The organism is Nitrospira sp., from assembly GCA_024760545.1.
Lineage (GTDB): Bacteria > Nitrospirota > Nitrospiria > Nitrospirales > Nitrospiraceae > Nitrospira_D.
Genome location: CP060501.1, coordinates 2,605,043 through 2,618,524 on the forward strand (window position 1 = coordinate 2,605,043; position 13,482 = coordinate 2,618,524).

The window sequence follows — 13,482 nt, forward strand, 5'->3', positions numbered from 1 at the left end:
GTGAAGTCCGGATGTATCATTCAGTTTGACTGCGGGGGAATCCTCCGACCCGGATATCGGGATCTATATACAACGCAACATTCAGCATGAAACTAAGAGAGTAACGTGGAGCGATAACCCGCAAGCCCTTCCTGTGGCTGCAGGATCACTTTTCAGACGTGTGCCGTTCGTAACGGAGCATCAAAAGCTTCTATGAATTCACAATGATTTATCGGTGAGATTCGGGAGGAAGATATGGCGAATGACAAAAGAGTAACTGCGCAGGCGGCCGTGGCCAAGTTTGTATCTGCTGCCGGTCCCATCGAGAGACACCTCCTGGAAGGAAAGCCGCTCACGGACGTGGAGCTTGATTCCATTGCAAACATATCTTTAGGATTTCAAATGGCCATTGAGGTGTGGAAGAGAACCAACGGCCTGCCCATTAAACTGCGTCGGCGCCCTTCGTGAGGGCCAAACAGCGCGACATTTGTCATGGCTCGCCGCTTTGGACCAGAGACAGAACTTTCAAACGACCTTCCTCCTCAGTCCACCTGCCTAGCCTCCGTCGTCTTGCATTAACTAGGCAACGAACAGGTCTAAGAAGCGAAACAACTCGCAAATCCATTCTCCCTTAAATTGGCTCTAGCGAACTCTTCATCAGCCTGCCGCAAGATGTGTGACGGTTCGTAACGATGCCGTTGCGACGGTGATTTGCACAACCAACGCATGTCTGTTTTGAATTGGAGTGATGACCACCGATGTGTTATCACGTTACAACTCACTGTGTGGCGGACGGTCCCCTTCCTGCAGTAATCGCCATATCATGGAAATGACGTTTCGAGAACTATTACAACCTGTCGTGGAGACGTAACAATGCCCAAAGCCCGCAGTGCTGGCCAGTGTTATCGATGCGAAGCCGGAGATCGAGTCAGGATGACCTTCATGACGTGTAGCCGCTGCCGCCGGTATTTCTGTAGTGAGCACGGTTCCTCGCAATTGGAACAATGCGAAACATGCCTTGAGGGCGGCGAAGAGATGGACTAGGGGATTAGCAATCAATCGGCGCCGAATCCTTTTGCGATGAACGCACCGCGGTTGTGTGACAGGCAGGGGAGCTATCGCGGCAAGTTGAGCGCGACTCCCTACGATCCCGGCTCCACGAGCAACTCCTATGGCCGGTATGGCTTTCCGTTTTCCCCTGATTTCATCAGCAATCCGCATGTCCAACGCTCACGATGATATTGAGGAGAAGGTGAAGCTCATCACAAAGTGCCTAGCACAAATCATCTATGTGATCGAAATCGGGGAATATGGTGAACTCGTGGTCTGCAAGGATGGCAACAAGGTCTTCGAATTTGGATGCTTTCGTCCTGCCATGGAAGCCATGCGCATTGACCACCTCCAGCCGTTCATGGAAACCAAGGTCATTCCGACGATGCTTCAGTATCCAGGTCAAATGATCTACTTTGGGACTCATGGGCTCAGCGTCACGAAAAGGCATGTATGCTGATACCCATAGGAAGCGGGTCATTGAGTAAAGAAGCCGTTGGCACAAGACTGCTTATCGCCTCGCCTCCAATGACGGGATTTGATCTGCTCCCCTGATTTTGGACAGGTCGAATCGTGTGTATGACGACTCACGCCGCACGAGACTCGGCTGGCGACTGCATGGCCAATGCACTGTGCTGCGCCTGGTGATTGTAGTGTTCGATTCACTGCGGGAGTTGACGCGCGACGGCGTCCACTGTTTCCAGACTCACCTTAGAGACATGATCCCGCATGAAACTTCCAAAGAATCCCGATGTGGCCGACTGATCAAAACTAGGAAGAAACCCTTCCTTCAGCGGTAAGCCACTGATTAGTCCTCAGGAAATCCTGGCGGGAGGCCGACAAAGTTCCCAATGTTCAGGCAAAATCGTTTACAAGTGATAGCATTGATAGGATACCTAATGTTACACTCCACATCTCTGTACTCGAGAAGTGCTTATGCATCCTCAAGGCCAAAGAGCCCGGTCATCTGACGTGACTGAGGCTTGGGTGATGACCCCGATCGCGCGCCGGGAACAACCGAGAGATCGGTGTTGCTCCGCGGTGGTTTTCCGTACGATTGTCTCTCCTGATCTCCCCGGGGAGTGCTCCCGCTCTGTTCATGATATCTGTCCGGAACATGTGGGGCACCTGGCGACCCAGCTCTCGAAGTCCTCGGCGCGGGGCCTCGCCTTCGCTCCTGTCTTGAGGAGTCTGATCCGATGAGGGGCAAGCTGAGCCGTCTCAAATTTGTAGGGATCGTCCTGGCTCTGGCCGCCGTCTATGTCGTCGCGGCCAAACTCGGACTGATGTTGGCGTTTGTGCACGCCAGCGCCACGGCGGTGTGGCCACCCACAGGGATGACGCTGGCCGCGTTCCTGATCTTCCGTTATCGGGTCTGGCCAGGTATTTTCCTCGGCGCATTCCTGGCCAACCAACTCACCGCTGGGTCGATCCAGACGTCACTTGGTATCGCAATGGGCAACACGCTTGAAGGACTCATAGGCGCATATCTGATGAACCGATATGCCAATGGTCAGCATGCCTTTTCCTCTGCACCCGGAGTGTTGAAGTTCGCGGCGCTTGCCGGATTGATAAGCACCACCATCAGTGCCACCTTCGGAGTGAGCAGTCTTGCAGCGGGCGGCTATGCGAGTTGGGCCAACTACCCCTCGATTTGGATGACTTGGTGGCTGGGCGATATCGCAGGGAACCTCCTCGTGGCTCCCACCCTCGTCCTGTGGTCACAACGTCCACAGGTGCGATGGAATCGTGACCAGGCGTTTGAAGCAGCCGTCTCGATGGTCGTACTCCTTAGCATGGGCCTGGCCCTATTCACCAATGTAGTCCAAGGGACCATAAAGAATTATCCGCTCGTGTTTCTGGTCGTCGCGAGCCTTGTCTGGATCGCCGCCCGCTTCAGTGAGCGTGACACCGTCACCGCGACGTTCCTGCTTTCAGGGATCGCCATATGGGGCACCCTGCAGGGCTCCGGGCCCTTTATCAGGGAGTCGCCGAATGAGTCCCTCCTGGTCTTGCAATCCTTTCTGTGTCTCATCGGCATCATGAGCTTGGCGCTGGCGGCGAGTATTTCAGAGAGGAAACGGGCCGAGGCCGCCGTGCGTGACACGCATGACGCATTGGAACAGAAAGTGACAGCACGAACGAGCGACCTCTCCGCGGCAAACCGGGAGCTGGAAAAAGAAGTGGCCGAGCGTCGGCACACCGAAGCGCGATTGCATGAGCGAACGGATGCATTACGCGAGAGCGAAGCCCGAGTGACCGCCTATGCGCAGGAGCTGGAGCAGAAAAACCGCGACCTCGACCGGGCGTTAGTCGAGGCGCAAGCCGCCACACAAGCCAAATCCGCCTTCCTCGCCGTCATGAGCCATGAAATTCGTACGCCCCTGAACGCCATCATGGGGTGTAACGGACTCTTGCTCGATACACTCCTGACTCCCGCGCAGCAGGACTACGCCGAGGATGTGCAGCGGTCTAGCGAAGCCCTGCTCGACATCATCAACGACATTCTTGATTTCTCGAAGTTCGAGGCGGGTAGATTGACGTTTGAGACGATCGATTTTGACCTCCGGACCACCGTCGAAGAGGCACTGGATCTCTTTGCCAAACCGGCACAGCGCAAGGGCCTGGAATTGGGTTGTCTCCTGCATGCGGAAGTGCCCACGGCATTACGGGGGGACCCCGGCCGATTGCATCAAATCCTTATCAATCTTATTGGCAATGCGGTCAAGTTCACCCAACAGGGCGAAGTGATGATGCATGTGACACGGAGCACGGCGACCGCCGAGCGCACCCTGATCGAATTTGCCGTGGTCGACACGGGGATCGGCATTGCCCCCGAGGTACAGGAGCGTCTGTTCAAACCGTTTACCCAGGCGGACACCTCGACCACGCGCCAGTTTGGCGGCACCGGACTGGGCCTTGCCATTTGCAAACAGCTCGTGGAACAGATGGGCGGGCAGATCGGCATAGAGAGTACGCTCGGTCAAGGAAGCACGTTCCGGTTTACGGTGTGGCTGACCCACCAGCAGACGCGCGCGACAGCATTGCCAAAAGGGTCTCTCGCGGGCCGGCGAGTCTGCATTGTGGATGACAATGCCACCAACCGACGTATCCTGGAACAATATGCGTTTCAGTGGGGTCTCCAAAGCGCCACCGCCTCGGATGGATATGAAGCCCTCACTCTGCTGAAAGGAGCGGCGGCCCGAGGCGAACCCTTTGATGTGGCGATCCTCGATTTGCAGATGCCACGCATGAACGGACTGGAGTTGGCGCAGAAAATCAAATCTGATCCCCAGCTGACGGCTATCCCCCTGGTCTTACTGACCTCAATGGGAATGCGGGGGCAGGCTGAAGAAGCGAAACAGGTCGGGATTGCCGCCTACCTAACCAAGCCCGTCCATCGCACGGACTTATACGACTGTCTGACTATGATTGTGGACAGGCCGGCCCAGGCATCCCCTGACGTACTGGAGGTGGGGGCCGCGAGTCGCCCCCGCGATGTGTTGGTGACCCGTCATGTCATTAAGGAAGCCGCCAAGGCGGCACGCCCCCGTATTCTCGTGGCAGAGGACAATATTGTGAACCAGAAAATCGCGGTGGTTCTGTTGGAAAAGCTCGGTTACCGGGCCGATGTCGTGGCTAACGGACTCGAAGCCGTCGACGCGGTCGCTCGAATCAGGTATGCCTTGGTCTTGATGGATTGCCAAATGCCCGAGATGGATGGTTGGGAGGCCACGGCGATGATCCGAAAAGAGGAAGGGGCACGCGGAAGCCACCGGCTTCCCATCATCGCGATCACCGCGAACGCCATGCCTGGGGACCGTGAAAAGTGTCGGAAAGCAGGCATGGACGATTATCTCGCTAAGCCGGTGACGCTCGACGAGATTCGAGTCCTCTTGGCCCGATGGATTCCGGGCCATTCCGCATCGGCTGTACAAAAGGAGTCTGTGTCGTAGGAAAGTTGATCCTGTTTTCTCTCTCGTCGATCATCTCAGAATATCTACCGATGTCTCCATTGAGATGATGTGGTCTTGGAGTACCGCGCATTCCCTTGTGCGTCTCTCCATAAGCTCTTCCTCGATTGGACAGGCCATATCGTTCATTTCTTCGGCCAGCTGCGCCAAGTCGTCAGACTGAGGCTGCTCTGGCCGCGTTCAGTGCACCGCGTCGCTGGGCCCATATAGAGAATTCTTGCTCACTGTATCCATGAGAGTTATTCATCGGTACCAATATACTCCCATCGGGAGATACCAATCATTGAATGTTTGTAACTTTTAAGGCGAGGGCCCTGGGTTCGAGTCCCAGTCGGCTAACCAACAAATTCAGTAGGTTTGTCATTGCACCAATTCGCCCATCTTCAAAATTGTTCGTGTTCTGTCCGTGAACTATCCCCAACTGAACCCCATTCAGTCCCACATCATATCGTATCGCCCCCCATACAATAATAAATCAAAATTTCCTTCACGCGAGCGATCTGGCTATGGTCTGTTCTAAATATGAAGCTTTCATTCGTGTTGTTCTTGATGGACGGGACACTCCGTCGTAGGAATGCTAAACAACTGGCTAAATCCGCCATCCACGACTAAATCAGCTCCTAAGACATAATTGGATTCATCACTGGCCAGATACACCGCGCAATCGGCAATGTCCCTAGCTGTTCCGAACCGGCCTAAAGGCACTTTGTGGGTAATTAAGTCCTCCATACCCTTCAATTGCGCTTTCGGCAATCCGAGTCGTTCATAGAGAGGAGTGGCAATCGCCCCAGGACTGATACAATTGACCCTGATTTTCTTTTCAAGGAGAGCGGAAGAGAAGCTTCGGGCAAAGTTTCGAATGGCCGCTTTCGTGGCTGAGACAACACTGAGCAGCGGAGCACCGATTTCCGCGAGCCAGGCTCCGCTGAGTATGATGGAACCACCATTCTCAGGAAAATAGGAAATGGCCGATTGAACCGAAAGAAAAACACTTTTCAGGTTAGTATCAAATAACCGGCTTAGCTGCACCTCCGTTGTGCTACCAAGTGGCGTCAATTCAGCAATGCCAGCATTCAAGAAAAGGACATCCAGTCGGCTTTGCTCCTCTTGTACCCGTTTCAGCACTTGAACGAATCCGCTCGCATCATTCGAATCACAAGAGACCCCAGTTACTTTGCCATAACCCAAGGAATTCAAGTAATTGACTGTTGCCTCTATTGTTTCCACGTTTCTACCTGTGAAATATACTGTTGCCCCTTCCTCCAGAAAACGCTGGACGGTTTCTCTACCGATCCCACTATTGCCACCGGTCACCAGAGCCACCTTGTTATTAAGTCGATCACTCATTTTGTTTGTATCCTTTTGTGTTGTGTTTCACTCAAAACCAAGTCACCTTATTCACCTGATTTCACTTCCTTCTCTGTCGTGCTTTGGCACTACCGGATTCAGAGACCGAACAGGCTCGAGGCACCATCAAATGTGAAAACTTCATAATCCCAGCTCTGCCTATAGGGTTAACCCTGTCGGCTGTAGCACGGCCAAGGCTTCGTCCTTCACGACCTCTGTCAGAGCACCAGTGTCGATATCATAGAAATAGCCAAAGATGTTCACGTGCAGCGGCGTCCCAGCGTGGGCTCGAATGAGTCCCGTATCTCGTTTTAGCGATGCTTCATAATCCTCGATGCAGATGCTTCCCGGGTCGTAGAGGTTTGAAATGTCCGCATGTTGTTCACGTTTATAGGCATCGATTATCCCTTTGGGGGTAAAAGTCGTCGCTCCACAATAGGAATGATGCACCACGACGACATTTTTAAGGCCGAACAGATGCTGTGCGACGGTGATAGAACGTAGCGCATCAATCGCGCGGCCTCCGGCCACGATGACCGGGAAAAGTGTTGTTGAGCTGGCGACGCGCTTGCCAAACCCGTCAAGGATGACTTCACCTGGAAAGACTTCATTGTCCAACAGTTCGGCCACGGCATTGGGAATAGCCGCTGCTCGTGGGTCGTAACAATAAATGACAAGAGTCGTGAGTGGCACAGCATGCGAAAACGCCTCGCGGGTTTTGGCCTCATGAAATGTTGGGCTGGCGCTGAACGCATATCGGTCGAACTGGCTCATGTGTGGGCCTCCTTGTTGAAAGTTGTGCGCTTGGGGCGAAGGATCAAGCCATCCAAAGTGGTCGGTGCAGTCACTGATTCCTCGCCCGGGCGCGGTTTCTTGCGTGAATTTAGATACAGTAGAGCATCAGGTCGTTAGCGCGACTCGAAGCACCTACCTAGTGCCTGGGAAATTGCATTGTTAGTCATGCTGGCGGCCTTTCTGCAGGGCCGCCAGCCGATCACACTCCTTTACGAGACAAGCACCTCCTCCGAAAGCTTGGTGCCCAGAATCTCTATTTTTTCTATGGAAGGCGGCACGGCTAGTAGATGTGGGGCGTTGGCAAAGAGGGCTTGAGCGATGGGCCCATTGAGATGAGCTTGCCTTCCCGACTCATCATGAAAAGCATCGAATACTGCGAAGGTGGAGGGACCCAGTCGCAGCGCGAACCACAGCGGAGTGGTGGTTTCTTGATTCGCTAATTCAAGACCTTGTTTTAGGAAGGCGGCCGTTTCTTTTTCCTTCCCCGGTTTCGCTTCAAGTCGTACAAAGAATCCTACTGAAAGCATGTCTAATTCTCCTTTCAATCGTTTTTTAATGTTGTTTGAGATGCTGAACGTACTCAATTGATATGAGGTTCAAGCTACGGAGGGCCTCTGCTACTTAGAAACACAGAAGGCATCCTCCAGCTCCTTGCGTGGGTAGACCAGCTTCTCAAAGGAGCTCCTTTAGATTTCCTTTAGGGCGTGGGTCCCGTGGGTGATTGCGCCGCCCGCACGAAGTGCTGCCGCAGCGAGAATAGTTTCGGCGATCTCAGGTTCCGACGAGCCTGCTTCTCGTGCCCTCGCCACATGAAGCTCAATGCAATAGGGGCATTGAATTGTTAACGCTACCGCGACGGCAATCAGTTCTTTGTACTTTTTGGGAATGGCTCCCTCCGACCAAGCTGCCTTGTCAAAGGCCCAAAATGCCTTCGTGGCTTCAGGAGCGTGAACTTCCAACTGTTTTAATCGTCCAAGATTTTTCATTTCATACATGCTGACCTCCTAGAGTGTGTGAGATTGAAAACATGTTGTGCAGGTTGCACAGTAAGAGTAACGGCGGGTTTTTGCCTTACCCGAATGACTGATTCTCTTAACAGGAGCGTGCTAAACTGCGTTTAATTTGATTGGATGACTGGCATACTTTGCCGAAACGCCCGCAGCGCAGCGGAATGATATGGATGTCTTGTCCGAGGTTCTTGAAGCCATCAAACTCGACGGCGCCGTGTTTTACAATGCGGAATTTTCAGCGCCCTGGTGCTTTTACTCCCCTCCTTCGACCGTGCTCGCGCCGTATCTGTCTGTCGGCGCCAAACATGTCATCATCTTCCACTTGCTGACCGACGGTCACGGTTATGCAGAAGTCGAAGGCAATAGTCTTCCGCTTCCCCTCAGTGCCGGGGATTTGGTCATCCTTCCTCATGGAGACCCGCATGCATTGAGAAACGGGCCGGTGGTCAAACCGAGCGACAATGGAGAGCAGGTGAGACAAGTATTGGCGCAAGGTCTAAAGGTTGCGCGCATGGGTGGAGGCGGAGAAGTCGCCAAATTCATCTGCGGATATATGGCGTGTGATCCGCAGCTTAGCCGGCTTATCCTGGGAGGGCTGCCACCCATTCTAAAGGTCAATGTGCGCACAGATGCCTCGAGCCATTGGCTCGAGCAAACCATCCGCTATTCAGTGGATCATGCAGATCGGTCTCAGCCCGGTAATCGAGCGGTGCTCGCACGGCTATCAGAAGTCTTGTTCATCGAGACGCTGCGGCAATATATCGCCGCACTCTCCCCTGAACAGAGAGGATGGTTGGCAGGCGTTCGTGACCCAGAAGTCGGAAGAGTCTTAGCCCTCTTGCATCGCAACCCCGCGCACCCTTGGACGATCGCATCCCTCACAAAAGAGATAGGGATTTCTCGATCCGTGCTGACGGAGCGATTTCGGCGATATCTCTCGGAAAGCCCGATGTCGTATCTTGCACGGTGGCGACTGTCCCTCGGAGCGCAACTCCTCCGATCTACGAGCAACAGTGTGGCCCATATTGCTGGTGAGGTCGGTTATGAATCGGAACCCTCCTTCAACCGCGCATTCAAACGGCAGTTCGGCCTTCCACCGGCCCGGTTCCGCAGCCAATCAAAAGCAACTGCACGCTGACCTTCCCTCCGAAAACTAGATCATTGGGAAGGAAGTACTGCGGAGATGGGCTTAATAGGAGGGGGGCATGACACGTAAACGGCACACGGAAGAACAGATTGTAAGCTCCCCGCAATCGTAGACAGCCAACAGGAGAACTTTCTGGCAGTATAGCCACCCTAACCAGGAGGTTTTCATGCGGCAGTCGAAGTTCACCGAAACCCAAATCGTGTCGATCACTGCGCCAGATTCATTCGTTTCTCCGGGCCGTATCATCCGGCCTGAAGGTCACGGAGACCATGCTATGTGGGTGACCGACCTCATCCGATTTTTTGGAGGTATAGGGAGTGCCGGCGTGCTGAACGAACTGCAAGTGAGGCTCTTACTGGTCAGCGGGTGGAAGTGTGCCCCCTGTGAAATCGATGATCGCCTTGCGTGTGTCTTGCTGCAGTTTGATCGGATCAGCTGTCGCGCTGTCTGCACGATCGGGCCAGATGAGTGCCAGATCGCAACCTTCCTTGGCGAGCAATTCCAGCCGTGCCCGCGTGCTGTCACCGCTCGAAAAGTCAGACAACCAGGCGCGTGCCAGACCCACGTTGTGATCGGAGCCGAACTCACCGACGAACGGCTTGGGATTCCCTGTAAAGAGCTGGCTACCCGCAATTTTCCCGGGATCAGCAGGATATCCGAGACCTGACGTAACCCAGCGAACGGTACTGTTGTCTGCATAGTAGTGGAATTGGGGTGCGGTCCCGGAGGGCAAGCGCGAAAGATCACTGTAATAACGATGACCGACCGTAGATTTGAACCCGGCCTTGTCAATTCGCTGGACTGCGTTTTCCAAGAAGGTCTTCAATTCGTTGAACGCAACTTCGGGTACGTGCTGAACCCAGTTTCTGGGATATGAATTGGCCCCGATGTCGAGATACATCCAGACAGGTTCATTGACGATCTCCCACGCGTAAATCTGATCCTTGAACGGGATGGATGCTTGGAGCAGTTCGTCAAGCACGGTGTCCAAGAAAGTGCTCTGCTTCCCGAGGTCGCGAATGATGTCGGCGCGCCCTGCAGCACCGGTGTTCGTCCTGGGTCCAGTAGTGAAACGTTGGGCTGAACTGAATTCGAAGGAAATCAACGAAGGGATAATCTGCATGCCTGCGTTCTTGAAACGAGTTAACATCTCAACAAAATCCCGGCGAAAGCGAGCGTCCAGTTTGGCTGGGGGCGCAAAGTTGTAATCGGGGTACCTCGAGGCAGCCGCGACACTACGCGGTGCGCCGGTCTGAACTCTGAGAAAGGGAATCGGTCTGGGTCCGTAGTTGTTGCCGTGGCCGAGCAAGAACCACCGGACGACGGACACTTTCATTCGGCTCAGATTGGCGAGATTGCGGTCGATGAAGTTGAAAAGCGGCGGCAATGGGATATCGGCGACTCGGCCAAGGGTCTCCTTTTGGTTTCGGGCGTCCCATTCTGCGTCTGCGACCCATAGGTCAGGACCAATTTCGGATCCGAATCGGTTGTACGAAACCGAATAGTTGAAGCCAACCCTCATAGCCGTCCCTTGCTCAAGCCATGAGCGCAGGGGCCGTATTGAGCTGAATGTCAACGCCCTTCGAGGGTGTGTATTCGAACCATTCGGCGATCAGCGAAGAGGGAGCCCAACTCGTAATGTCCGCATCCAGACCTTCGCCGCCAGACTTGTTGTCAGCGCCAAGGGAGGACAGCTCGTAGTCTGTGAACACCCCAGGGCATTTGTAGATCCACGCATTTCCCCAGGGATCAGCAGCAGCCAGAGAAGGGTTCGCCAAGGCGGCGAGTCCCTGGACGGTCGAAGGGTACGAGCCGTTCGCGGTTTTGTAGTCTTCAAGAGCTGAAATGATCGCTTGCATGTCCAGCCAGGATTTGCGCTGGAGTGTGGACAGGAGGGGCCGAAAATCGGAGTCTGCATTGGCTGGCGGAATCCCTGGGTAATTTGTCTTGTCGTAGGCCTGGACTTCTTGGCCGATGGTTAGATAGGGATGTCCCGGTGGAAGAATCGCGCCAAAGGCTCCCTGATCGACGAAGGCGGTGAAAGCTTGTTCAAATCCCGGTCGAATGGTCAGCACGATCCGGGCACTGCCGGCGCGGAGAAATTTCTGCCGCTCCGAATCAGGATGCTCGAGAGTGCGCACGAAATCCCAAGCGGGTGGCACATCCCAAAAGTACGGATATAGAAAGTAGAGTAGGTTCTCCCATTCGATGGCTTGCTGGAGAAACTTGACCATTTCCTGATAACGGAACATTGCCATCCAGCCGCTCGAATCAAGGCCAAGCTTGTTTCCAGTGAAGGCTAAACCTCCAGACTGAACGGGTGGTGGGAACAATGCCGTCACACTGTCAGGCATGAAGTCGAAATCTGGACCGAGGAGCCAACGCAGGGCGCCCTTCATGACTTCGATGCGCTCTTCCTGACGGAGTGTGAGCGTGTCAGGTCCTTCGATCCGTTTGCGCAGTGCATCGCGTTGGCTTGCGAGAGCCTGAATGCTGGTGTAGTAGGCATCGCGTGCGGCGTCATGCAGGGCCTGCCAGACCCCGAAACGCCACTGATCCATCGATGCGTCCAATGGCGCAAAGTCGATGCTGAAGGTGACGGCAGCCGCGTCCACATTCTGCAGGAAGTAGACGATTTTCTGGTGGCCTGTTCGGTTGATGAGAAAACCACCAGCGCTGCTCAAGTTCTCGATAAACGCTGCCTTGCCGTTGGTTCCGAGTCCCGGCGGTTGTCCGTAACCGAAGACGATGAAGTTGCGAGCCACCGGATCATTGTCAACGTTGCCGATCATGGCATCCAGCCAGATGGCGGAGATCCGGTATCCATCTGGCACGTCGACCGAGAGCTCGAAGAAGTGCCAACCTTCATCATCGCCCAGCTTGCCTAAACCCTGCACGGCACCGCCGATCCGCTGATTGACAATAGGCTGTGGCGGAGGCGCAACGGAAACACCATACTGCGAGGCAAGGTTAAGATAGCTGCTTTCGTTAATGTCGGATACCAAGAGAGGAAAACTGAACGGCGTGGAGGTCTTTGCGTCGAGGTAGGCAAGGAAGGCGTGCGATTCTCTCAGAGTAGCGCCAGGTTCGGGCACGGCGATATCATAGGTCATCCGGATCCCGTATTGGAGGAGACGAACACGCCATTTGCGCATCATGGAGTAATAGTCGATACGCATCGAATCGGTGGAGCTGGGGTTCGTAATGGTCCGGACTGAGGTATCTTCCTTTCCAACGGTCGCCTGCGTCTCAATCGTCACTTTGCGTTCTTTTCGCACGCGGGCGGCTGCCTTACTCGTGATCTCTGAGGCTTGCTTACGGCTTACCTGCTGGCTCTGGTCGTTGGAATCATTGACACCGAGCGAGGCATTCGTACTGAAGCTGACGGTACCATACGATCCAGAAACCGTTGCCCCCAGACTGATCTGGCTCGAATGCTTCGTCTCGCTGTTGGTGGCATCAGCCAGTTCCGATTTTTCGGTCACGCCTTTTTCGCTGTAGTTCTCCAGAGAGTCGGTGACGATAGAACTGAATTCCTCGCTAGTCGTGGCCCATTCCTTGTGAACCACATTCGTGGTTTCCTGGGGAGCGAGCGGAATTGTAGCGATCAGTTCGCCGCGTTCGATGCCGGCTGGCGCCATTTCAATCCGCTCCAGATGTAGCATGCCGATCGGACTGATCTGCACCGAGTTATTGAAGGTCGTCAATGCGTTGTGCGCAATAATCACTCGCAGGTCCACAAGGCCGGAGGGCGGTGACACTGTTGCAGACTTGATCGACGGCACGACGCCGTCAGGGTTTGTGTTGACGGTTGAGACAGACTGCCGCTGAGCCGTCCTCAACGCAATGACGGCGGCCCCGAATGCCTGAATTGCAGACACTGGAACGCCGGCCAGTCTGGCAGGCTCAGGCTTGGGAGCCACACGATCCGTAGCCTGCTCGAACGCTTGCAGCACGGATAGAGGTTCGGTCGCATCGTTGGCAGAGTTACGCATCATGTGATCGAGAGTTTGACGCACTTCGCCAGGTGCCAATTGAAGACTGTTTGCGAACATGGCTTTCTCGCCAGCGCGCCCAAGGTTTCCAACACGCGGATTCGACTGTGGAAGAGTGATGGGTGTGTAAGTAGCCTTGAGAAGAACACGATCAGAGTTCGTGATTTCCGCCATGGTTATCTCCT

General features: G+C 54.4%; 10 protein-coding genes. 4 read left to right on the forward strand and 6 right to left on the reverse strand.

Annotation, left to right across the window (positions count from 1 at the left end):
• Nucleotides 1-234: 234 nt before the first annotated feature.
• From H8K03_12290 to H8K03_12300, 3 genes are all read left to right on the forward strand, one after another.
• Nucleotides 235-447, forward strand: coding sequence for a hypothetical protein (locus H8K03_12290; GenBank protein ID UVT18605.1), 213 nt, complete (start codon nucleotides 235-237; stop codon nucleotides 445-447).
• Nucleotides 448-1,150: 703 nt separating this feature from the next.
• Nucleotides 1,151-1,489, forward strand: coding sequence for a hypothetical protein (locus H8K03_12295; GenBank protein UVT18606.1), 339 nt, complete (start codon nucleotides 1,151-1,153; stop codon nucleotides 1,487-1,489).
• A gap of 739 nt (nucleotides 1,490-2,228) precedes the next feature.
• The gene (locus H8K03_12300) at nucleotides 2,229-4,985 is read left to right on the forward strand and encodes an MASE1 domain-containing protein (GenBank protein UVT18607.1); all 2,757 of its coding nucleotides are present in this window, start codon (nucleotides 2,229-2,231) and stop codon (nucleotides 4,983-4,985) included.
• 549 nt (nucleotides 4,986-5,534) lie between these two features.
• Here the strand turns inward: H8K03_12300 and H8K03_12305 are convergent.
• From H8K03_12305 to H8K03_12320, 4 genes are all read right to left on the reverse strand, one after another.
• Complete coding sequence (locus H8K03_12305; GenBank protein ID UVT18608.1) at nucleotides 5,535-6,350, reverse strand: SDR family oxidoreductase; 816 nt, start codon at nucleotides 6,348-6,350, stop codon at nucleotides 5,535-5,537.
• A 159-nt stretch (nucleotides 6,351-6,509) separates the two neighbouring features.
• Complete coding sequence (locus H8K03_12310; protein ID UVT18609.1) at nucleotides 6,510-7,124, reverse strand: carbonic anhydrase; 615 nt, start codon at nucleotides 7,122-7,124, stop codon at nucleotides 6,510-6,512.
• 230 nt (nucleotides 7,125-7,354) lie between these two features.
• Entirely contained in the window at nucleotides 7,355-7,672 is a 318-nt protein-coding gene (locus tag H8K03_12315) for an antibiotic biosynthesis monooxygenase (GenBank protein ID UVT18610.1), read from the reverse strand.
• A 159-nt stretch (nucleotides 7,673-7,831) separates the two neighbouring features.
• Nucleotides 7,832-8,140: a carboxymuconolactone decarboxylase family protein gene (locus H8K03_12320; GenBank protein ID UVT18611.1), complete on the reverse strand. Its 309-nt coding sequence runs from the start codon at nucleotides 8,138-8,140 to the stop codon at nucleotides 7,832-7,834.
• Between the two features lie 181 nt (nucleotides 8,141-8,321).
• Between H8K03_12320 and H8K03_12325 the strand changes: the two genes are divergently transcribed.
• Nucleotides 8,322-9,293 (forward strand): AraC family transcriptional regulator, encoded by a 972-nt coding sequence (locus H8K03_12325; protein ID UVT18612.1) that lies wholly within the window; start codon nucleotides 8,322-8,324, stop codon nucleotides 9,291-9,293.
• Between the two features lie 361 nt (nucleotides 9,294-9,654).
• Here the strand turns inward: H8K03_12325 and H8K03_12330 are convergent, their stop codons facing one another.
• Nucleotides 9,655-10,824, reverse strand: a complete 1,170-nt coding sequence (locus H8K03_12330; GenBank protein UVT18613.1) for a hypothetical protein — start codon at nucleotides 10,822-10,824, stop codon at nucleotides 9,655-9,657.
• A 13-nt stretch (nucleotides 10,825-10,837) separates the two neighbouring features.
• Nucleotides 10,838-13,471, reverse strand: a complete 2,634-nt coding sequence (locus H8K03_12335; protein ID UVT18614.1) for a type II secretion system protein GspG — start codon at nucleotides 13,469-13,471, stop codon at nucleotides 10,838-10,840.
• Nucleotides 13,472-13,482 lie beyond the last annotated feature (11 nt).